The organism is Pseudobutyrivibrio sp., from assembly GCF_015057185.1.
GTDB lineage: Bacteria > Bacillota > Clostridia > Lachnospirales > Lachnospiraceae > Pseudobutyrivibrio.
The window spans coordinates 23,379-46,707 of record NZ_SVEV01000008.1 but is presented as its reverse complement, the minus strand read 5'-3'; the positions used below and the strand labels follow the sequence as shown (position 1 = coordinate 46,707).

Annotated in this window: 18 protein-coding genes and 1 pseudogene; 2 read left to right on the top strand and 17 right to left on the bottom strand. The window is 39.8% G+C overall.

Translation table 11 applies throughout. From position 1 onward, the window contains the following. Positions 1–89: 89 nt before the first annotated feature. The 5 genes from E7276_RS04685 to E7276_RS04665 form a co-directional block, all read right to left on the bottom strand. Entirely contained in the window at positions 90–2,165 is a 2,076-nt protein-coding gene (locus E7276_RS04685) for a cell division FtsA domain-containing protein (protein ID WP_294214350.1), read from the bottom strand. Between the two features lie 4 nt (positions 2,166–2,169). Beyond that, complete coding sequence (gene coaE / locus E7276_RS04680) at positions 2,170–2,772, bottom strand: dephospho-CoA kinase (RefSeq protein WP_294214347.1); 603 nt, start codon at positions 2,770–2,772, stop codon at positions 2,170–2,172. A 2-nt stretch (positions 2,773–2,774) separates the two neighbouring features. Then, a complete protein-coding gene (gene polA, locus E7276_RS04675) occupies positions 2,775–5,477 on the bottom strand; it encodes a DNA polymerase I (protein ID WP_294214346.1) in 2,703 nt (900 codons plus the stop codon). A gap of 190 nt (positions 5,478–5,667) precedes the next feature. After that, a complete protein-coding gene (locus E7276_RS04670; RefSeq protein WP_294214344.1) occupies positions 5,668–7,461 on the bottom strand; it encodes an aminopeptidase P family protein in 1,794 nt (597 codons plus the stop codon). Positions 7,462–7,467: 6 nt separating this feature from the next. Then, positions 7,468–8,727, bottom strand: a complete 1,260-nt coding sequence (locus E7276_RS04665; protein ID WP_294214342.1) for a glycoside hydrolase family 5 protein — start codon at positions 8,725–8,727, stop codon at positions 7,468–7,470. Positions 8,728–8,905: 178 nt separating this feature from the next. Between E7276_RS04665 and E7276_RS04660 the strand changes: the two genes are divergently transcribed. Beyond that, positions 8,906–9,151, top strand: a complete 246-nt coding sequence (locus tag E7276_RS04660; RefSeq protein WP_294214340.1) for a helix-turn-helix transcriptional regulator — start codon at positions 8,906–8,908, stop codon at positions 9,149–9,151. 14 nt (positions 9,152–9,165) lie between these two features. Beyond that, positions 9,166–9,450, top strand: a complete 285-nt coding sequence (locus E7276_RS04655; protein WP_294214337.1) for a hypothetical protein — start codon at positions 9,166–9,168, stop codon at positions 9,448–9,450. A gap of 1 nt (position 9,451) precedes the next feature. On the opposite strand, the gene preA is transcribed toward E7276_RS04655, so the two are convergent. The 12 genes and pseudogenes from preA to E7276_RS04595 form a co-directional block, all read right to left on the bottom strand. Further along, entirely contained in the window at positions 9,452–10,945 is a 1,494-nt protein-coding gene (gene preA / locus E7276_RS04650) for an NAD-dependent dihydropyrimidine dehydrogenase subunit PreA (protein WP_294214335.1), read from the bottom strand. 49 nt (positions 10,946–10,994) lie between these two features. Then, positions 10,995–11,804 (bottom strand): CPBP family intramembrane glutamic endopeptidase, encoded by an 810-nt coding sequence (locus E7276_RS04645; RefSeq protein ID WP_294214333.1) that lies wholly within the window; start codon positions 11,802–11,804, stop codon positions 10,995–10,997. A 47-nt stretch (positions 11,805–11,851) separates the two neighbouring features. Beyond that, positions 11,852–12,763: a CPBP family intramembrane glutamic endopeptidase gene (locus E7276_RS04640; protein WP_294214330.1), complete on the bottom strand. Its 912-nt coding sequence runs from the start codon at positions 12,761–12,763 to the stop codon at positions 11,852–11,854. A 228-nt stretch (positions 12,764–12,991) separates the two neighbouring features. Beyond that, the gene (locus tag E7276_RS04635; protein WP_294214328.1) at positions 12,992–13,183 is read right to left on the bottom strand and encodes a hypothetical protein; all 192 of its coding nucleotides are present in this window, start codon (positions 13,181–13,183) and stop codon (positions 12,992–12,994) included. A 234-nt stretch (positions 13,184–13,417) separates the two neighbouring features. Further along, positions 13,418–14,515 (bottom strand): sugar kinase, encoded by a 1,098-nt coding sequence (locus E7276_RS04630; RefSeq protein WP_294214325.1) that lies wholly within the window; start codon positions 14,513–14,515, stop codon positions 13,418–13,420. 159 nt (positions 14,516–14,674) lie between these two features. Further along, a complete protein-coding gene (uxaC, locus tag E7276_RS04625; RefSeq protein WP_294214322.1) occupies positions 14,675–16,075 on the bottom strand; it encodes a glucuronate isomerase in 1,401 nt (466 codons plus the stop codon). Positions 16,076–16,077: 2 nt separating this feature from the next. Then, positions 16,078–16,926 (bottom strand): SDR family oxidoreductase, encoded by an 849-nt coding sequence (locus E7276_RS04620; RefSeq protein WP_294214319.1) that lies wholly within the window; start codon positions 16,924–16,926, stop codon positions 16,078–16,080. Between the two features lie 16 nt (positions 16,927–16,942). Next, entirely contained in the window at positions 16,943–18,016 is a 1,074-nt protein-coding gene (uxuA, locus tag E7276_RS04615) for a mannonate dehydratase (RefSeq protein ID WP_294214317.1), read from the bottom strand. A gap of 29 nt (positions 18,017–18,045) precedes the next feature. Then, positions 18,046–18,657, bottom strand: a pseudogene (locus tag E7276_RS04610) (bifunctional 4-hydroxy-2-oxoglutarate aldolase/2-dehydro-3-deoxy-phosphogluconate aldolase); the annotation flags it as partial. A gap of 245 nt (positions 18,658–18,902) precedes the next feature. Next, positions 18,903–19,754 carry a sugar phosphate isomerase/epimerase family protein gene (locus E7276_RS04605; protein ID WP_294214313.1) on the bottom strand — a complete coding sequence of 284 codons (852 nt, stop codon included), beginning with the start codon at positions 19,752–19,754 and terminating at the stop codon, positions 18,903–18,905. A gap of 11 nt (positions 19,755–19,765) precedes the next feature. Next, positions 19,766–21,088 carry a glycoside hydrolase family 1 protein gene (locus tag E7276_RS04600; RefSeq protein WP_294214310.1) on the bottom strand — a complete coding sequence of 441 codons (1,323 nt, stop codon included), beginning with the start codon at positions 21,086–21,088 and terminating at the stop codon, positions 19,766–19,768. After that, a complete protein-coding gene (locus tag E7276_RS04595; protein WP_294214308.1) occupies positions 21,078–23,327 on the bottom strand; it encodes a family 78 glycoside hydrolase catalytic domain in 2,250 nt (749 codons plus the stop codon). The genes E7276_RS04600 and E7276_RS04595 overlap by 11 nt, the downstream gene beginning before the upstream one ends. Positions 23,328–23,329 lie beyond the last annotated feature (2 nt).

The window sequence follows — 23,329 nt, the reverse complement described above, 5'->3', positions numbered from 1 at the left end:
TACTTTACGGGAAAGCGCACCCATTTAAAAATCGCTTCGCGATGGGCGCGCTGTGGTAAGCAGGTTCTCCCCTAAAGGGCCCCCCCTACTTACTCTCCCCAATAAACCTCGACCTCATCATCCGCATGAAGCTCATCGGAATAACCACACTTCTTTCCATTGATTTTGGTGATGAGCGGTCTTCCGTTGCTTTCGTTAGGGTCAAATCGGATGAGATTGTAAACATCAACAAAGATATAATCCTTTTTGCCAGAAAGCTTCTTTTTCTGACCGTTGATGGTTATTGTGATTTCGGTGGCCTCTGGCTTCATTTTGGTATGGATGTCTGTGATTGTAGCCATTGGCTGGTCAGGCACCTGATAATCCTCAGGATATCCCTCCTCGCCGTCTACCAAATAGTCTCCAGAATATGCTGCTGGGCTGGTGGTAGTCCAATCAATAACGAAGTTTTCATATACCAATGAATCCACACTGGATGGACGGTTGTTAACGAGAATCTCGTAACGCTCGTCGATTGTAACATCCATAAATTCTGCTAACTGGCCAACTGTGTAGAATGGGCGAGTCTCAATAACATCCCCATCTTTAATTGAATATGTAGGTGGCTCCAAAGAGCCATTAACCTCAACAAACTTTGGACATTTTACTCTGTGTCCACAAACTGTAAAGTACAGATACTCTGTGGTGAACTCTGCCAAATCAGCGATTGTTCCATTTCCACCGGCACCAACTGTAGAAGGTGTCAGCTCAACATCGCAGTTGAACTCAAGTGGTGTATTGATTCCAACTGATTTGCCGTTCATTTTAACAATTGCAGACTCGCCCTCTGTTCCTCGAATCATACGAGAAACGCCGTTGACTGTGAAATTAATCTCACGACCACGTCTAGGGAATAGCTGATCAGCAGAAAATCCTGCCTGCATAGCAGCATCCACAATTGTAAGCTGTCCATTATCGTAAAGCTTCATCATTTCACCATTAAAGTGAATCATGATAAAGTTGTTCTTTGTCTCATAGTAATTCAAGCAGATACCAATAGGGGTAACAAGGAGTGAATCCTTTGTAACATCCTCCTGCTCAAAGATAATGTTTTTCATTACCTCTTCGCCACGGAGAGCTACACGCTCGTCAATAATTTTTAAATCCTTTGCAAGAGCTTCGGTAAAGCCGTGGATTTTGCCACCACCACCAACAACAAACGCAGCTGATACTGATTTGTCACCGTTAAGCTCCTTTATCTTTTCAGAAACCTCTCCTGCAATTTTGTTCATTACAGGGTCGGTAAGTTTCCAAACATCCTCTGATTTGATTGTGTGAGAAATGCCCATGATATCCTCGTAGGTAATCTCACCACCCTCTGTAGAGGCTCTCTTGATAGACTCAGCAGTTGCAAAGTCTACTAAGAATTCGTGAACTAATACTTCTGTAAGCTCATCACCAGCCATAGGGATCATACCGTAGGCTATGATGCTGCCGTCTCTAGTAACACAGATATCGGATGTACCTGCGCCAACATCAATCAGGGCAATATTAAGCATTCTAAAGCTCTGTGGGATAGCAACATTAATAGCTGCTATAGGCTCCAATGTAAGGTTTGCTACTGAAAGGCCTGCCTTGCCAACTGCGGAATAAAGACCATCAACAACATCCTCTGGAAGGAATGTAACAATGATATCTTCTCCTATAACGTCAGCCTTGTGGTCCTCGAGGGATGTAAATACATCACCATTTAAATAGTATCTAACGGTGGAGTAACCTACGCAGAAGAATTTGTATTTGTTGTCCTCGTCGCCTTTGATTTCTTTGCCCGCCTGCTCGATACCAAGCATATCGAGAGTATGCAAATCCTCTCCGGAAACAACTGTCTCCTCTGGATATTCCATTTCAACATGAGTAGTAATAGTGCGAAGCACACGGCCAGCGGCAGCTATACATACCTCTGTCAATGTAAGACCTGTCATTTGCTCCAGCTCTTCTTTGACCTCATTACAGGTGGCACCAACTCGACCAATGTCGTGAATCTGGCCATCTAGCATGGCTCTAGTGTCGTGCTCCCTGAGAGTCTGGGCTATAACATGGAAATCATTCCCGTCTAAATAACCCACTGTACCAATAACGTTTCTGGTACCAATATCCAGTCCAAATACAATATCCTTCTTCTCCATAAACCTAGTCCCCTTTAGAATTTATATAGTTTGTAATCTGCGCCAATGTGTCCTCTGGCGAACCACTGTTATCAATCACGAACTGACAATTAGCTCTAAAGCTCTCGTCACTGCGCTGACAACTCATCATATTATTGATGCGCTCTTTTGAGTAACCCCTAGACTCCATTAAACGCTTTTCTCTGATGTTTTCTGTGGCAAAAACATACCACATCTCATCAACAAGTTTACCATAACCACACTCTATGAGCAATGCAGCTTCAAAGAAAAAGTACTCTATATTGTGTCTTTCTCTTTCGGCCTCTACCTGATTTAGTACTTCTTGCTCTACAGCGGGATGAACGATGTCATTGACCTGTTCACGCAAGCTATTGTCAGCAAACATGAATTTGGCCATTTTCAGTCTGTCGATTTTCCCCTGACAATCAAGCACCGACTCTGGCCATTTCAAAGCCACCACTCTATCAAAGCAATCATGGCCTGGTGTCATCAGCTCTGCTGCCACTTCATCGGCTAGCAAAACCTTGCAATTAAAATTATCTTTTAGAAGGGCAAGGACTGTGCTTTTGCCAGCCCCAACACCTCCTGTTACACCTATAAATTTCATAATCAGTGACTCTCCGCCCAATTCTTTCCGGCATTCATATCTATCTCAAGTTTAACAGAAAGCTGGGCTGCATTCTCCATTTCCTCTGCAATAAGCTTCTCAACCTGTGACTGTTCCTCAATGTAAGTCTCAACTAAAAGCTCATCATGAACCTGAAGAAGTAATTTTGATTTAAGCCCCTCAGCAAGTAATCTATCATGAACCTTTACCATGGCTATTTTGATAATGTCTGCGGCTGTTCCCTGGATAGGTGAATTCATGGCAACTCTCTCACCAAACTGACGAGTCATGAAGTTTGATGAAGCAAGCTCTGGGACAGGACGGCGACGACCGTACATGGTTGTTGCAAAGCCTGTTTCCTTTGCGCTTTCCTTTAATCCTTCTAGGAACTCATGCATCTTTGGGTAAGCCATGAAGTAATTGTCGATATACTCCTGAGCTTCTTTTCTGCCAACTCCAATATCCTTTGCCAAACCAAAGGCACTGATACCGTAAACAATACCAAAGTTTACAGCCTTGGCACTACGTCTCTGAAGGTCGGTAACCTCATCAAATGGAGTGTTAAAGACCAATGAAGCTGTAGAACGGTGAATGTCCTGGCCAGCCTTGAATGCATTGATAAGGCCTTCGTCTCCTGACATGTGAGCCAACACTCTAAGCTCAATCTGAGAGTAATCAGCATCTAAAAATACGCAGCCATCCTTTGGATAGAATACCTTACGGATTTCTCTTCCAAGCTCCATTCTAATAGGAATGTTCTGTAAATTAGGCTCTGTTGAGCTGATACGTCCTGTGGCTGTAACTGTCTGCATAAATGTTGAATGGATTCTTCCATCCTCAGCCACGCAGGTAGCTAATCCATCAGCGTATGTACTCTTTAATTTAGCCAGCTGTCTATACTCTAAAATATCTGTGATTATTGGATTTGCTGGTGCTAATTCTTCTAAAACATCTGCCGCTGTAGAATAGCCTGTTTTAGTTTTCTTGCCGCCTTCAATTCCAAGTTTTTCAAATAAGATAACTCCAAGCTGCTTTGGAGAATTGATGTTGAACTCCTCACCAGCCTGCTCATAAATGCTTTTCTCTAGCTCTGCGATTCTAACAGAAAGCTTTCCGCCAAACTCTGTAAGAGCTTCCTTGTCCATGGCAACGCCCTGAAGCTCCATATCAAATAATGTGTACACCAATGGCATCTCGATATTATTAAAGATATCTACCATTCCCTGAGCTTCTATCTCACCAATTATTTTTTCAAAGGAAGCATATGCCACGTATGCGTTGTAGCAAGCGTATGTGGTAACAGCATCAAGTAAGCTGTCATCATTAAGTGCATCCTTTAGCTTTTTCTTTCCAAATAAATCTGCCTGGGCTGGAATGATGATTCCAAGAGTCTCATTTGCAATGTCATCAGCTGTGTATTCCTTTTTGATAGGATTAAGCAAATATGATGCCACTGCAACGTCTACTGCATTAGGGAAAATCTCTGATTTGCCACCCTTTTCTAAAACAGCTTTTTTATCATTTTCATTAAGCAATTCAAAGAGCAAATGCATTGCATTTTTCAAATCCCAGAAGCATAATCTAACGCCAGCTTTACTTACAGAGATCAATTTGTCTGCCAAGTATTCTGGTGTAATGAGTCCTGCACAGTCAACGTAAATGGTAGCATCTCCATCTGAAAGTGCTGCACCCTTTATGGTTCTATCCTCGTCAGCCATAATGCTAGCACCAACGAAATCCTTGCCGGCAGACTGAAGTCCTGTGAAGAATGCTTCTACCTCGTTTAATTCGTATATACGTTTAAAGGTCTCTGAGGTTTTGTCGATGACCTTTTCTGTCTCAGTTGATTCAAATCTAGGAAGGAGCTTTTTAAGCTCGTATCTCTTGCAAAGAAGATATGCCTCCTCAGTGAAAAGATTGCCAAGCTTTGTGCAGCCTTCTTCTAGCTCTATTGGAGCATTTACATTGATTGTAGCTAGCTCCTTTGAAAGAACTGCTATATCCCACTGAGCTGCCAAATTTTTGGATGCTCTTGGTGGTTTTAGTTCCTCAACATGAGCATGGCATTCCTCGATTGATCCATATTGCTGAATTAAATTAGATGCAGTTTTTTCTCCGATTCCCTCTACGCCAGGAATATTATCAGATGCATCTCCCATAAGAGCCTTAATATCAATAAATTGCTTTGGAGTAACACCATATAAAGCCTTAACATCCTCAGCATAATAATTCTCAATCTCTGTTCCAGTCTTCTTAGTTTTTGGTATAGAAATCTTTACTTTTTCTGTGGCAAGCTGTAGTAAATCTCTATCTCCGGAAACGATTGTTACATCCATTCCTCTCTCTTCACCTATGCGAGAAAGAGTGCCTAGGATATCATCAGCCTCCCAACCTTCCATTTTAATAACTGGCACACCCATTGCCTGCAAAAGCTCCTGAATTCTAGGAATCTGTTCCTTTAGCTCAGGAAGCATTGGTTTACGTGTGCCCTTGTATGCGTCGAACATTTTATGTCTAAATGTAGGAGCATGAACGTCAAATGCCACCGCAAAATTGTCTGGCTGCTCATCCTCAATGAACTTAAACATCATATTCAAAAAACCAAAAATGGCGCCGGTGTGCTCGCCGGCGCTATTCGTAAGATCTGGCACTCCATAAAAAGCTCTGTTAGCTATGCTATGTCCATCCATTAACAATAATTTCATATGTTTATTCCCTTTAGTCCGCCAGTTACGGTTACAAGCCTTAGTGTTACTTCATTCGGCTAACATGCCTCATTCAGTAACCTAAGAGCTTGTCTATTACTAGCTTAGATTTAATTAACTCTCTAAGGGCTTGTTACCTACTGGCTCTTCTAATAATTAAAGATTTTAAATTAACTGTTATGTTTCAACCTTAGATATCACGTGTTTCCTTAACGAGCCAATCATACTCATCCACGGTGAGATAAGGTTTGAGGGTTTCACGAACCATTGCGTGGTATTCGTTGAGGGTCTTTTTCTCGGCCTCAGTCATCATCTCAGGGATAACTGGATCAAGGTCGATTGGGCATACAGTGAGGGATTCGAAGTGGCGGAAGTCTCCGTACTCTGTAGTCTCACCTGCTACGCAAAGGAGCTCGTTTTCGATACGAATTCCAAAGCCGTCTTCAATGTAAAGACCTGGCTCGTCTGTTGTAATCATACCTGGAAGAATCTCTGCAGAGTTCTGTCCCTGAAGCACTCTCCAATGGAAACGGTTTGGTCCCTCGTGTACATTTAAGATGTGTCCTACGCCGTGGCCTGTACCACAACGGTAATCAAGTCCCATATCCCAAACTGGTCCACGTGAAAGAATGTCAAGGTTTGCTCCAGTAACTCCCTTAGGGAAGTTAGCTGCAAGAAGTCTCAAGTGGCAACGAAGAACTACTGTGTAGTACTCCTTCATCTGCTGTGTAAGCTCGCCAAGAGCGATTGTACGAGTGATATCTGTTGTACCCTCAAGGTAATGTGCTCCTGAATCAACAAGCAAGAAGCCCTCTGGTTTAAGTGTTGCTTCTGAACCTGGCTTTGCACTGTAGTGCATCATAGCTGCATTTGGTCCGTAAGCAGAAATTGTTCCAAATGAAAGGTCCAGGAAATTCTCCTGCTCTCTACGTCTAGCTTCATAATAATCAGAAACAGTAATCTCTGTCATTGGCTCTTTGCCAATGTTTTCCTTAACGTATTTGATGGCCTTTGTACAAGCAACGCCATCCTTAATATGAGCAAGTCTTGTGTTTTTAATCTCTGTCTCGTTTTTAACAGCACGCATAAGCTCTGATGGATTTTTGCCATTGATGATAGTAGCTGAGCCCTTGAGTGCATTTACGATATTGTAGTTTACAATGCTCTCATCAAGAAGAACTCTTCTGTCAGCCATATCAGCGCTTTGCATGTAATGGTAAACCATATCATATGGATAAAGCTTTACGTTGTTGTCGTTGAGGTAGCTCATCGACTCCTCTGGCCAGTTTGTAGTGTCTGTAAATAAGATAACACTATCATCTGTAATCAAAAGAAATGCCAAGAAAACTGGAACGTTTTGAATATCATTTCCTCTGATATTTAAAATATATGAAATGTCATAAAGGCTAGTAACAAGATGTGCATCAGCCTTTTTCTTTTTCATTTTTTCGCGGATGCGATAGATTTTAGCTGGCATGCTCTCGCCAGAAAACTCATCTGCAAGAACCCATGTAGTAGCCTTTGGAAGCTCTGGTCTGTCTGCCCAGATAATGTCTACTAAGTCCTCTGTTGTAGCAAGCTTGCCACCCTTTTCAGCTGCAATATCAGAATACTTTGCTGCATTCTTTGCTGAAACACAACGTCCATCAAAACCAAGGCAACCGCCCTTTGGTAAATTCTTTTCGATGAACTCATCTACCTCTGGAACTCCAGGCTCACCAATTCTCTCAAGAACAATCTCGCTGTCAGCAATCTGCTTTGCTGCCTGAACAAAATAACGGCCATCAGCCCATAAATGAGCCTCTGTTGCTGTAACAATAGCTGTACCTGCTGAACCTGTAAATCCAGTAATAAAGCTGCGAGCCTTAAAGTGCTCTCCTACATACTCAGATGAATGAAAATCGTCTGTAGGAATAAGATACATATCGATTCCTCTCTCATTCATCAATTCTCGAAGCTTTGTTAATTTTTCATTTGTTGTCATTACTACTTATTCTCCAGTCTTAATATAATCATAAAAATATTGTCCCTCTTCGGATAAATCATCCTCAGCCCAATCAGATGTCTCATCGCAATCTGAGCTAATGAGGGCAGAACCTTCATCCTTATTTGAAAGATTCCAAATGCATGATGAAAGATTGTTTTCTTCAATTAGGTCATACCACTTTTCTGCTTCTTTGGTATCAACGTCGCCGTTGCCATCTGCAGAAACCAAACCGTACTCAGAAATGAATACTGGAAGTCCTGCCTCTAAAGCATCCTCTAAATCGCTTCTAGCACTAGATTTGTGGCTAGCTGCGTAAAAGTGATACGTGTACATAATGTTATCAAAATCAAGCTGATCATCAACAACTGACTCTAAATCGCTTGACCAGCTAGGTGTGCCAACAAGGATAATTGCATCCTCATCTACTCCTCTGATAACAGGAATAACTTCGTTTGCATATTTTTTGATGTCGTCCCATGTTGTGTCGCCATTTGGTTCATTGCAGATTTCGTAAATTACATTATCGTAATCTTCGTATTTACGAACCATCTCTCCAAAGAACTGAATAGCATCTGATTTGTATTCGTTAGGGTCGCTATCATTTAATGTGTGCCAATCAATAATAACATACATGTCATTATCTGTAGCAGCCTCTACAGCCTCATCAATGATTCCCTTGAGAGTCTCCTGATTGTCGCTGCCACCAACACAATATCCATTGTAATCGCTGGTGTACATAGCAAGTCTAATTACGTTAACACCCCAATCATCTCTGAGCGTTTTGATTGAGTCTGCTGAAACATATTCTGGGAACCAATTGATGCCATGTGAGCTGACACCAGTAAGCTGAACCTGGTTGCCCTCTGAATCTACTAGCTTGCCATCCTCTACAAAAAGGGCTCCATAGTAATCATCTCTATCCTCATGAGTAACAGCTGTGCCAATGCTAGAGTGAAGCTCATTGTCCTCTGTGTCCTCGCCTTCGGTAACCTCGATAACTGGCTCTGGCTCAGTTGTTTCCTCTGTTGTAGTGGTCTCTGTAGTTGTTTCTGTTTTACCAGCCACCGCTGTCTCCTCCTGTGTCTGTGGCTCTACAGCAGTTTCCTTTTCTGTAACATTTTGCTCATTTGCCAAGGTGGTAAGCTGCCACGGGAATGTGACTCCGCCTTTGAAATAGCTTATTCCAAAAACTCCACCAATGATACCGGTAGTAAGAATAATAATTAAGATAAATGTAAGAAATTTGTGTTGTTTGTTGACCATATTCCTTCCTCCAAATATTTTAGCAGGATTCCTGTTTCTATTAATTATAAAAACAAAAATCTAAGAATATCTCAGTAAAAATTATAGTACATTACCGGTTAATTAAAAAGATGTTTTTCTTGTGAATACCCTTGCCATATGTTATCATATATGATAACTTATACATGTGGGGTGAACTATGAAGAATAGATACTCAGACGGTGTTGTCACTCCCTCAGCTCTTTCCGCCAGACATTCAATTGCCAAAGAGCTTCGTGACACTCGCAAGACACTTAATCTTACACAATCGGCTCTTGCAGACATTGCAGGCACCAAAAAATCAAATATTTCACGTATGGAGAGTGGGAAGTATAATCCTTCACTAGATTTTCTAGTTAAAATTGCAGATTCTATGGGGAAAAAATTAGATATTCATTTAAACTAAGAGGTATATGTTATATGAAAAAGAAACCTAAGCTTTCAAAGAACGTAGGAAGAGATGTTGTTCTTTGCGAGACCACAAATAGAATCGTCTCCAACAGGACCTCAGATTTACTTTTAGAGCAGTCCGTTGCATTTACAAAATCATGGCGCAGAATTCCATTTTTCAGACGTGGATTATACAATGGCGCTGACAAGCTCTGTGTTATCTCTATCAACAGAACTCAGTACTCTCGAGCTCGCAGAATTCTGTATTTACTAGAGGAAAGAGACTACAACAGACTGCACTTAATTGTTATATAAATCACCTGCTAATTCTCTTTTTGGTTTGTGATATAGCATTTTCCGGACACACTAGACGGCACAGATGACAGCCTACACACTTGCTACCATCTAGTTTAGGAATCCTATTTTCAAATCTAATTGCCTGATGACCTCCGTCATCACATGATATTACGCACCTGCCACAGCCATTGCATTTACTAATATCAAACTGTGGCAGCAGTATAGTATCTCTCTCTAGCACATCTGTTGTGTTGCTAATGGATTCAATACCTGCTCCTACAATATCCTTCACTGAAGCAATTCCCATTTGATGTAAATAATAATTTAAACCAGCTTTTAAATCGTCAATAATTCTGTATCCATATTGCATTACAGCTGTGCAAATTTGGATTGAACCTGCTCCTAAAAGAATAAATTCAAGAGAATCTCTCCAGGTTTCTATCCCACCAATACCACTTATATGCATACCCTCGATCGTTTTGTTTTGGCCTAATTCAGAAATAAATCTAAGAGCAATAGGCTTAACTGCATTTCCGCTATAGCCGCCCAGTGCAGACTTTCCTTTGACTGCCGGCGCAGAAACAAATGTATAAGGGCTAACCCCTATAACACTCTTTATAGTATTAATAGCTGCTACGCCATCAGCGCCGCCTCGATATGCAGCCTCCGCCGCAGGTGACATTGTTGCAACATTTGGAGTCAGCTTTGCAAGTACAGGAATAGTAGTACTTTTCTTAGCGGCTCTAGTGAATCTCTCCACCAATTCTGGCACCTGACCAATATCAGAGCCCAGGCCCCCTTCCATCATATTAGGGCATGAAAAATTAAGCTCTATAGCATCCGCACCATTTTCCTCACATTCCTTTGCAAGGGATTCCCATTCAGCCTCATCTTTTCCCATAATTGAAGCCAAAATAAATTTAGTAGGATAATTCTTTTTCAGTTCCCTGAAAATATGCATATTTTCAGCAACACTATGATCTGATAATTGTTCTATATTCTTAAATCCTATAATACTTCCGTTGTCGCCCTTTATTGCCGAGAATCTAGGAGACGCTTCATGTATATCCAAGGAACAAATTGTTTTAAATGAAACTCCAGCCCAGCCAGCCTCAAAGGCTCTGGCACACATATCATATGTTGACGCTACAACAGAAGAGGCCAAAATAAACGGATTTTCCAATGGAACTCCGCACATATCGCATCTCAATCTTTCTTCATCCTGAGGCAAATCTATTTCTGCAGCAGATCTTACTTTTTCAGAAAGTGTTGTCATAATATTTTTTATTCTGACTTTGTCATTTGCCACACAGGCATTCTCACATGATCCTTTACAGTCCATGCAAGGGGTGCCCTGAGGAATAATTAAAGAAGCAACATCCTGATTGCCAAACCAGACGCTTCTAAGAGCATCTGCGGGATTAAATTTTTCGCAGGCATTACTACATGGCGCATCCTTACACAACATACAGGAAATCATATCTGAACGTTTTATAAAATCATGCATCAACATACTATTACCCCGCTTATATCCACTGACTATTTTGGTGTTTCAATAATTCTTATTGCCACTTTTTATCCCATATTTCATTGGCTTTTTGCATTTTATTTTTGCTTAACAAATATAATGCAACCATGCCAACGATTATTCCCAATACAAGAGCATACACAATCTCCCCTTTGCTGTACTGTTCTACAAGTATTCCTTCATCGGAAAGTGATGGGTCTGTGGTAAAACAAATATAGTCATAAAAACCGTGGGCAAATATTGGAAATACCACACTACCCGTCATTAAATACAACTCAGTAAACAAAAGCGCCATAAAAATTGAGTCGACCATCTGCACCACAGACATAACCATATCTGCCCCCTGTGTAATGTTACCTAAATGAATTAATCCAAATAACAATGCTAGTAAAACTATTACAGCAAGTCTTTTTTCCTTCTTAACGTATCCCATAATAATAGTCAGCGAAAAAATTCTGAACATTGCCTCTTCACCAAATCCAGCAGAAAGCCCCATGATAATCGCTTTAATAGTTGGATTAAAATATAATGATTTTCCAAAGAACAAAGGAGAAATCAACGTAAGTATTAGATAAATAATAAAAGGAAGCATTATTATGCAAATGTCCTTTGCCGAGATTTCCGCTTTTACAAAGCCTTTAAATTCCGGAAAAATACAAAACTTAAATATGAACATCAATATTACAGCAGCAATACACGTTCCTATATTTCCAGCGTCAACGGAAATCATTTCTCCTATAGCTGCTCCTATTCCCACAAGAATTGTTGGGACAATCACAGCCAGTAATACTGCTAAATATGGCATTTTTTCACAAAGTAATTGAACGCTATTTTTTTTATTCATTTTATGCTTCTCCTTTTTATGTGCTCATATATGCTTGATAGTTGCAACTATATATCTGTCCATGGATTGTAAGGCTTTTGGTTCTTCTTACCATAAAAAACAATAATAAGTATGCTGGCAACAACCAAAGCAACCACTGCCATTATTGCACCTTCTATACCAAATTCAACGTTATAAGCAAAACTATTTCTAGCAGATGCTGCATCTAATTTAAAAATTGAGACTGGAGATACTATTCCGCTGTTTGGAAGACCAAGTATGATATTTTGATTGTAATTCCATGCTGCATGAGCAGCCATAGCACACCAGATACTATCCATGTAATAAACCATCAATGAGAAGAATATTCCTGCCATTAATACCGCTACTATAGAAATGACCCCAACGCCAGGATTCAACAAATGCATTGATGCAAACAACATAGCATTCATAATAATAGCTACTGCAGGATGACGATATCCCCTTCTCAATCGCTGAAATATGAATCCTCTGCAAACCAATTCTTCAGCAGAAGATTGTATAAAAACAGCAATTAATAGCAATAATAGCTTCATAATATTAAAAGAGTCATAATGCAAGGAAATATCCCCGTTTAGCATTGCTGCAATAGCGCACAGCATATTGAGACCAAATCCAATCAAAAATCCAATTCCCAAATATTTGATATTATTTCCCTTTGGTGCCTTCCACAGGGTCCTAAGAATTGGTCTGTCTTTTTTTATAATGAGCATGACTGCCAAAAAGACCACCCAAATTCCTATGAACATGAAATACATACAGAACATTGCCCAGTAGCCAGTGGTATCACTTTCTATTAGATGACGAAAAGGGACCACTAACAAACCACCCAAACTTTCTCCCAAAATTATCATCAAGAAAGCTGCAACAAACAAAACTATAAATACTTCGTCATACCATCTAAAATCTTCTGTATGAATTTTCTTAAAAAGAGTACTCATTTAAAATCCCCCTAAGTGTGAACATAAACAAGATTCTGAAACCTATTTACATGAAACAGACATTAAGTCTATGCTCATAATTATAATCGCAAAACGTAAAAGTATGGTTAAATTCACATATAGTTCAAAATAAAAACATACCGCAGCATGCAAAAAAGCGACCACCTCTTGGTGATCGCTTTTTGCTTGCTTATCTATTATATAACACCCTATTTTTATATAATATAACTACGCAATACTTAATGTCTTGTTAGCACTTTGGACATTCATCTGACTTACCTTGCTAATTTTCTGAACACTTACAACCCTCATAGTGTTTCTAGCAATGAATTCTGTGTGAATCCCATGTCTGAGTAAATCCTCAGCCTTTCTGTACAAGTCTTCTGGTCCAGTACAAGTAATAATAGTGCCTATAGCCATTTTTCTTCTTCCTCCCCGGATTTTATCCGTATTTGTTCGTTGTCGCGTGAACGTTATCTATAATAATCTCTGCGCCTAAAATTGTCTATACATAAATGTGAACTTTTTGTGAATATTTTCAATACTGTGGATTTCTTTAACGTTTAAGTGTTTATTTCAATCAAAAGTGCTCAATTTTATGTGATTATTTAACACAAAAAAAATAAACAGATCCCATGAGGACCTGTTTAAATCTTATCGTTTTACTCTAGCTCCTGCGCCTCCCATGAGTGCTTCAACCTCAGCACAGGTTGCCATTGTGGTATCGCCAGGTGTTGTCATAGCAAGTGCTCCATGAGCTGTACCATACTCAACAGCCTTTTCAGCATCGCCTGTTGTCATAAGACCATAGATAAGTCCTGATGCAAATGAATCGCCACCACCAACTCTATCTAGGATTTCAAGATTATCATAAGCCTTTGCCTTGAAAATCTGACCATCTGCCCAGCAAAGTGCAGACCAATCGTTGACAGTTGCTGTCTTTACTGTACGAAGAGTTGTAGCAACAACCTTGAAATTAGGGTAAACCTTTGCAGCCTCATCAATCATCTTTTTATAACCATCAATGTTAAGCTCCTTGAGGTTCTCATCATTTCCCTCAATTTCAAAGCCTAGGCAAGCTGTAAAATCTTCCTCATTTCCAATCATTACATCTACATATTTAGCAATTTCCTTATTAACTTCCTGAGCCTTTTTCTGACCGCCAATAGCTGACCACATAGAAGCTCTATAGTTTAAATCATAAGAAACAATAGTTCCATATTTCTTTGCAGTCTTAATAGCCTTTACTACTGTCTCGGCTGACTTTTCAGAAAGAGCTGCATAGATTCCGCCTGTATGGAACCATCTAACTCCAAGCTCGCCAAAAATGTAATCGAAGTCAAAATCCTCAGCTGTTGCCTGAGAAATTGCAGTATTTGCTCTATCAGAGCAGCTAAGTGCTCCACGAATGCCAAAGCCTCTCTCTACGAAGTTCAAGCCATTTCTGCACTCTCTACCAATTCCATCTGTTTTCTTCCAATTAATAAGAGAAGTATCAACTCCTCCCTGAAGAATAAAGTCCTCTACAAGGTGACCAACTTCATTATCCGCAAATGCAGTAATAACTGCCGTGTCCATTCCAAAGCATCTGCGAAGTCCGCGGATTACATTATACTCTCCGCCGCCTTCCCATGCTCTAAACTGTCTAGCTGTGCGGATGCGGCCCTCACCTGGGTCAAGTCTCAGCATAACCTCCCCCAAGCTCACCGCATCAAATTTACAATCTTTTTTGTCTCTCAAATCTAGTTCCATTTCTCTCTCCATTCTGCCTAGCAATCCTACTTTTTCATGCTCCCGCAGGGCACCCTCCATACTCAAGCCTGGGCCCCAACCCGCCCGGTGTGGGACCCTCCCAGGCTTGGCATGGCACTTCCCTGCTCGCGCTTGCCATGTTTTTCTATGCTAGGCAACCTAAAACTTAAAATATTGTATAGCATTTGTGCCACATACGGCTTGTACCATGTTACGTAAATACGATAGGTCGGCTGGATATTCTCCGTTTTCTACCCATGAACCTACCTTGTTGCAGAGGATTCTGCGGTAAAGCTCGTGGCGTGGGAATGATAAAAAGCTACGAGAATCAGTGAGCATTCCAACTGATGTGGAAATGAGCCCAAGGTCTGACATAACTTCGATTTGCTTTTCCATTCCGTTTTTGTGATCACAGAACCACCATGCAGCACCTAGCTGTACCTTGCCCTTAATTCCTTTTTCATTACTGCAGAAATTGCCAGCCATAGCAGCAAGCATTTCTGTATCCTTTGGATTCAGGCAGTAAAGAATAGTCTTTGGCAGGTTATCATATAAATCCATTTCTGAAAGCATTGCAGAAAGCTGTGGAGCGTAGTTGAAATCATTTAAGGAATCAAATCCTGTATCTACTCCAAGCTTTTCAAAAAATCTCTTTGAGTTATTTCTAATAGCGCCAATATGAAGCTGCATTACAATGTCTCGTTTTGTATATTCCTTCGCCAACTGCACATACATGTAGCCATGGAATTTGCCTGCTTCCTCTTCTGTGAGAGCCTTTCCATTTAAACGGTCTACAAAAAGTTGGTTTACTTCTGCATAGTCAGCTGGAACGAAAAATGTGTTTTCCAAGCTATGGTCAGACACGCGACAACCATTTTCAACGAAGAAGTCAAGACGCTTAGCCAAAGCTGAAATTAAATCTTCTACATTTTTAATTGGTGTGTTTACTACAGTTTCTAAACGGTTAATGTATGTTTTGTAATCAGCCTTTTCAATGGCAACAGCCTTCTCAGGTCTAAAGCTTGGAAGTACCTTTATCTCAAAGCCATCCTCTTTTATTTTGCTATGCCATTCCAAGGAATCGGCTGGATCATCTGTTGTGCAGAGGACAGATACATTTTGCATCCTTAGGAGATTTCTAACTGAGTATTCTTTTGTTTGAAGCTTTTCGTTGCACTTGTCCCAAATTTCTCTGGCAGTGTCAGGACAAAGTGGTGTAGTGATTCCAAAATATCTCTGAAGCTCTAAATGAGTCCAGTGATACAGTGGATTGCCGATCAGATTCTGTACAGTATCTGCCCATGCCATAAATTTATCAAAAGGAGCCCCGTCTCCGGTAATAAGCTCTTCGGAAATGCCGTTAGCTCGCATGGCGCGCCACTTATAGTGGTCACCGCCAAGCCAAACCTCAGCCATATTATCAAATGTTTTATCTTCGTATATTTCTCTAGGATTCAAATGATTATGAAAGTCAATTATTGGTTCAGACTTTACAGCCCCGAATAATTCAACTGCTGTATCATTTGAAAGAAGAAAATTGTCGTCCATGAACTTTTTCATTTTTATACCCCACTGTATGCAGAGAATCCGCCATCAATTGGGATAACAACGCCTGTAACAAAGCTTGCCATTTTCTCATTTAAAAGGTATAAAAGTGTTCCGTTTAGTTCTTCTGCCTCGCCAAATCTGCCCATAGGTGTTGCTGCAAGAATCTTTTCTGTTCTAGCTGTTGGTGTGCCATCTGCATTGAATAATAAATCCTTATTCTGAGCAGTCACGAAGAATCCTGGTGCGATTGCATTTACACGGATGCCTTCCTTTGAGAAGTGAACAGCAAGCCACTGTGTAAAGTTGCTGATGGCAGCCTTTGCTCCTGAATATGCAGGAATCTTTGTAAGTGGTGTGTAGGCATTCATAGATGAAATATTAATAATTGAGCAATTCTTTTTGCCAATCATATCCTTTGCAAAAACCTGTGTTGGAAGAAGTGTTCCAATAAAGTTTAGATTGAATACAAATTCTACGCCTGACTGGTCAAGGTCGAAAAAGCTGATTGTATCATTATCAAGTTCATCACCTGCGAAGAAATATTCCTTGTCTGTATTAGCTCTTTTGTTATTTCCACCTGCTCCGTTAAGAAGAATATCGCAAGGACCAAGGTCTGCTAAAACCTGAGTATGTACCTGCTCAAGGCTTTCCTTCTCAAGTACGTTTGTCTTATATCCCTTTGCAATACCACCTGCCTGATTAATCTCATCAGCAAATTTCTTTGCCATTTCTTCATTTAAATCAAGAAGAGCAACCTTTGCTCCTGCTGCTGCAAGAGTCTTGGCAAACATACTGCAAAGTACTCCACCTGCTCCTGTTACTACTGCTACCTTACCCTTTAAATCGATTTCATAATATCCCATTTTCTTTCTCTCCTAATTATTTATTCTTATCTGCTTTCTCGATTGCTTCCCAAAGACCATTAATATATGTTGCCCCTAATGCTCTATCGTAAAGACCATAGCCTGGCATTGCCTTTTCGCCCCAAATCATACGTCCATGATCTGGTCTAATTGGACCTGTAAATCCGATGTCATAAAGAGCCTTTACAATCTCGTACATATCGAAGCTGCCGTCACTTGAAAGGTGAGCTGCCTCTTCAAAATCTGTTGGTGTATTGAACTTGAGGTTTCTTACATGTGCAAAATGAATTCTTCCTTCAAGACTTCTAATCATATCTGGCAAATCATTATCAAGATTTGTTCCGTAAGAACCTGAGCAGAATGTAACACCATTGTGTGGGTTATCTACCATCTTCATCATTCGCTGGATATTTTCCTTGTTGATGATGATTCTAGGAAGTCCGAATACTGGCCATGCTGGATCATCTGGATGAATAGCCATGTTGATGTCATACTTGTCACATACTGGCATAATCTTTTCCAAGAAATACTTGAGATTTTCAAATAAATCTTCATCAGTTACGCCCTTGTATTCCTCAAATAATTCCTTTACGTGAGCAAGTCTGTCTGGCTCCCAGCCTGGCATTACTGATCCGTTCATATCACCAGAAATCGAGTTAAACATTTCCTCTGGAACAAGTGCATCAACTGCTTCCTGTGTATAAGCAAGTACCGTTGAGCCATCTGCTCTTTTTCTAGCAAGCTCTGTGCGTGTCCAGTCAAATACTGGCATGAAGTTGTAGCATACAAGATGAATATCTTCCTCACCAAGATTCTTAAGTGTCTCAATATAATTCTCAATTAAATCGTCACGATTATCTTTTCCAAGCTTGATATTCTCGTGTACATTTACACTCTCAATACCTGCAACCTTGAGGCCTGCTGCCTCAACCTCTTTTTTCATTTCGCGGATTCTCTCGCGAGTCCATACCTCTCCTGGCTTTGTATCATAAAGTGTTGTGATAACTCCTGTAACACCAGGAATCTGTCTAATCTGCTCTAAAGTTACGGTATCGAAATCCTTTCCATACCATCTTAAAGTCATTTCCATTACGAACGTACCTCCCTAACAATATCAGCTGCTTCTCGAGTCAAGTCTTCGATTGTTCTAAAATCACCAGATGCAATTAAATCGCCCTTAACCATCCATGTGCCACCGCAAGCAACAATCTTGTTATATGCTAAATAATCTTTTACGTTGTCTTTGTTAATTCCACCTGTTGGCATGAATTTAAGCTTTGTATATGGTGCTGCCACAGCCTTTATCATTGAAAGACCGCCTGATGGCTCAGCTGGGAAGAACTTTACAAAATCAAGTCCAAGCTCCATTGCCTGCTCCATCTCACCTGGTGTCTGAACACCTGGTGTAACAGGATATCCTTTCTCAATGCAATGCTTTACAACTGTTGGGTTAAAGCCTGGTGCTACGATGAACTTTGCACCTGCCGCCATTGCTCTATCGGCCTGCTCTGTTGTAAGAACTGTTCCAGCTCCAACAAGCATCTCTGGAAACTCAGAAGAGAGAATTCTAATAACCTCTTCTGCAGCTTCTGTTCTAAATGTAACCTCCGCTGCTGGAAGACCACCCTTCATTAATGCCTCTCCAAGAGCATGTGCATCATCTGCATTCTCTAAAACAACAACAGGAATAATTCCAATTTTCGATAATTTTTCTTTTAATTCTTCGTACATTACCTTCTCCTTTTCTATGAATCTTGACTATTACATATCTTGTCGTTCACCACGAATTCACTTACAAAATATGTAATATCCAAGATTCATTTATTGCTTTTCTTTATGTACAAATAATAAAAAATACTCAATTATTTTCCCATTGTCACGCTTGCCATCTACATTGCAATTCTTGCGATTGTATGTAAATCACATAAGCACAAAAAATACAGCCAATCAAATGATCAGCTGTATTCCAAAAGAATTTACATATTATTTCTTAACCACTTCGAACTTACTTCCACGCTCTTAATAGGACTGTTATCTATCCAATTCTTATGGGTCTCTAATACTATGGCTTTTACTTCATTTTCCTTAGCAATCTCAAGCATTGTACTCAAGTCCATATTGCCTGTTCCTAATTCCATTGCATTCATTTTAAGAATAGGCGTTGTATAGGGACCATTATTCCTGCAACCTCTATCATTAATGTGCCACATTGTCATTCTTTTCCCAAGCTTTCTCATTATAGAAATAACATCGGCACCACCATCAACCAGCCAATATGTATCAACCTCAAAGCTTACATATCTTTCATCCGTCTGCTCAATTAGTATATCAAATGCTGTCTGATTTTCATTAACCTTCTGAAGTTCAACGTTGTGATTATGATACAAAAGTTTGACTCCATATTTAGATAATGCTTTTCCCGATTCATTTAATCTAGACGCAAGTTGCTCAACCTCTGCTTGCTTACTATAGTCAAATCTATACATACCTGTAATTACTACAGTATCTGTTCCAAAGCTTAATGCTTCCTCAGCTATTACCTTAGGATTCTCTTCAATACTATTCAAATAACTATGTAAACTTGCCACTTTTAGCCCACTATCTGCAATTAGTTTATGCCAATCAAGCTTTCCACAATTTCCAGTTGGCATTCCTGCTGCTTTTGTAAGCATCCTCACAAAAAATGGCGTTGGGTGGATCATAAAGTCATTCAGTTCAATCGAATCATATCCCGCTTCTTTTATTTTCTTTAAGGTTGTAAGCGCAGATTCGTAATCCTTACAGCAACGCCCTATCATTATCTGTTGAACCCCAGTTAACATTTTCATTTCAAATCCTCTTAAATATAATTTCCTAAATGCTTCAAGCTTGGCTTTGGGAATCTAGTCTGAGTGGTTCTATCAACAGCACATAGTCCAAAGGTTAGCGCATATCCCTTCTGCCACTCAAAATTATCTAGAAGAGACCAGTGGCAGTAACCAATCACAGGAATTCCATCAACAATACAACTGTATACACCTCTCAAAGCCACATCAATGAAATTCACGCGTTGCGAATCATCCGCTGTAGCAATGCCGTTTTCTGTAACCAAAATTGGAACACCCGGCATTTCCTCATTAACTCTTCTAATTACATTTTCAAGAGCTTCTGGGTATACTTCATAGTCCATAAGGGTCATTGGTGTACCTTCAGAAACAGGAACAATTCCATCTGGTCCATACATAGTTCTTGTATAATTTTGGAGGCCAAAGAAATCATCATCTTTAATAAATGGAACATAATGAGCAAACTCTTCATCCCATTCTTTTTTTGCCTTATCTTCTCCTCCTGGAATACTTTGACAATCATGAAGAGAAAGTGTAATTCCAACATTTATTTCTGAATTAATAGACTTAATTGCCTCTTTAGCCGCCAAATGAGCCTTAATAACAATCTCATCTCCTTGTGAGTCAGTAGCTGATACAAATGTATGAGGTTGTGGGTCACCAAATACTTTTGCATTTTCAATAGCTGCAAGCTTCATCTTTTCCATCGGATTAGAGAGATTAAGTCCCACTTGAACCTGTCCTTCCATAGATTCTTGTGCATCTTTTCCTTCATTTTCTCCGGCCTTATTCTCTGCCATTTTTGCCATCATCTGCTTTTTAAATCGCTCCATCAGAGCGCCAATCTGGAGTCGCATATTTGCCTCATTAATTGTACAAATGTAATTCAATTCATCTCCCAATTGCTCTGTAATGTATCTAGCATAATTAGCAAATAAATCAATAACCTGCTCGTTGTCCCATCCACCCATTTTTATCAGCCAAATTGGCGAAGTAAAATGCATTAATGTAACTACTGGCTCTATCCCATTTTCTTTACAGCATTTGATTACATCACGATAATGCTCAACTTCTTTTTCATCAAAATGCCCTTGTTCTGGTTCAATTCTTGCCCACTCAATTGAGAAGCGATATGTATTAAGCCCTGCTTCTGCAAGCATTTTGATATCCTCTTCATATTTATTGTAATGATCACAAGCATCATCTGATGGCTCTACAAACTGAGTGTATTCCATATTTTCCATTACCCAATAATCAGAATTTGTATTATTGCCTTCCACTTGATGTGCAGCAGTAGATGCTCCCAACATAAAATCTTTATCAAATTTAAAACTCATAGTTTCCTCCAATTGCATTTATAATACGGCCGTCAGGCAACTCAATTGTCGCCTCCAAACCATTTGGTATTTCTATATGATACTTCACATTTTCACCCTCATATCTCCATTCAGAAACAATTTTTCCTTTTGGAGAATCAAAGCTGCCACTGGCAAATTTTAAACTCTTATGTGGTATTGGTCTAATTCGCACTTCTTCAAAGTCATAATCAATTCCACAAACCCCTGACAAAAGCCATCCTGAAATAGCACCATAAGAATAATGATTTAATGAATCATGAACTGTACCATCCTCTCGTATACCATCCCAAGTTTCCCAAATTGTGGTAGCTCCTTTTTCGACAGCGTACAACCATGACGGATAATCTTTTTGCAATAATAGCTTATACGCAGTATCTACATATCCATAATCAGCCAAGACCTGACATAAGAAAGGTGTAGACAAAAATCCTGTATTCAAATGATAATCATTACCAATCACTAGATCATTCAAATCAGCTGCTGCGACCTTGGCGTCAGATTCATCCAATAATTTAAATGCAATAGGCCTTACGTACTCGCATTGTCGATTTGAAACTATCCTTCCATCTTTTAAAACTAGGTGTTGATAGGCTCTTCGGGCGTTTGTAGCAAGTACTCCATAATACTTACTATCTTCGTCTTCTCCAATGATTGAACCAATTATTGAAAGCAATCTAGAAGAATGGGCAAAATACGCTGTTGCCACCTCTGGCTGACCATTTTTAAATGCATTCATCATTGTCTTCATAACATCTGCCCCAGGTTCACACCATTCACCATAATCCATACCTGTATCAATTATGTACTTCCTATACGGATTACCTCCAAAACGATTTTTCAGCTTACTTTTACCAGCTCGTTGTTTTAAAAAATCCACCCACTTTTTCATCATATCGTAATTGCAAATCAAAATGTTCTTATCTCCGTATATACGATATAAATTCCATGGTACTAGAATTGCTGCATCGCCCCAGCCCACAGATGCTGAAAACATCTCAGCAATTTGTCCTGGCTTAGAGTTTTTAGGGCAAATATATGCCATCTTTCCATCACTATGTTGACCCAATCTAACATTCGCCAGCCACTTTTCATAAACACCTCTGCAGTCCATAAGGTACACACCTGTTTTGACAAACACCGCTGCATCCCCAGTCCATCCTGCTCTTTCACGAGTTGGACAATCCGTCGGTATATCGCAAAAATTTGATTTCATGGACCAAATACTGTTATTAAAAAGCTGATTAACAGCTTCATTACCACATTTGAAGGTTGCTGTTAGTCTCATATCGGAGTATAAAGATATGCTTTTTATAGAGAAATGATCGATAGGGATTTGTGTTTCCACCTTCGCATATCTATATCCAAAAATTGAAAATAGCGGTTTGAATTCGTTTCTTCCAGGCTTGCATATATAGTTTATCTCCTGCTTAATTCCTCCGGATTTATTCCTCTCGCCAGGCTGGAAATTAGCTATCGTAAAATTACCGTTTTCATCAAGTGATTCTCCATGAACAATTGTGATTCGTTCGCCACCTTGAGCATGTTCTACCACAAAAGATGTATATCCAGCTAAGTTTTGACCAAAATCAAATACATAATCGCCACTAGGAACAGTGATTAGTTTACCTTCAAACATTTCATGTTCTGTAACATATGGTCCTTCCTGTGGGACTAAATTATCGTAGCTAAAATGCATCTTCTTTGCTTGATTCCACGATGTTATTTCTATGTTGGCATCGCACGTCTCACCCAATTGTAAATCAGTCAAAAGAATTGGCCCATTCTCTGAAGCAAGCCAACTATTATCAGTCACAAGAATTGGCGAAGAAAAATCATCATCAACAATGATAGAGGCCAAAAACGATAAATCATCTCCATATAGATTTCTCACACCATCAATTCCATTACAGCCTCTATACCAACCATCTCCCAAGGTAACATATATTTCATTTTCACCTAGTTTTAATGCGTCAGTAATTTCATATTCTTGGTATTGTAATCTTTTATCATATGCATCACAGCCAGGCGTTAATCTCGCATTAGTTATTTCCTTGCCATTGATTAAAATCTGATATAGTCCATGAGCTGTTGCATATATCTTTGCATCTCCACCACTATAAATAAAAAATTGCTTTAAATATCCTGCACCTTTTCTCTTGTTTGGCTCTATATTCTGTTCCGGCGATATCCATTCTGCTTTATTAAATACTTCCTTCATTT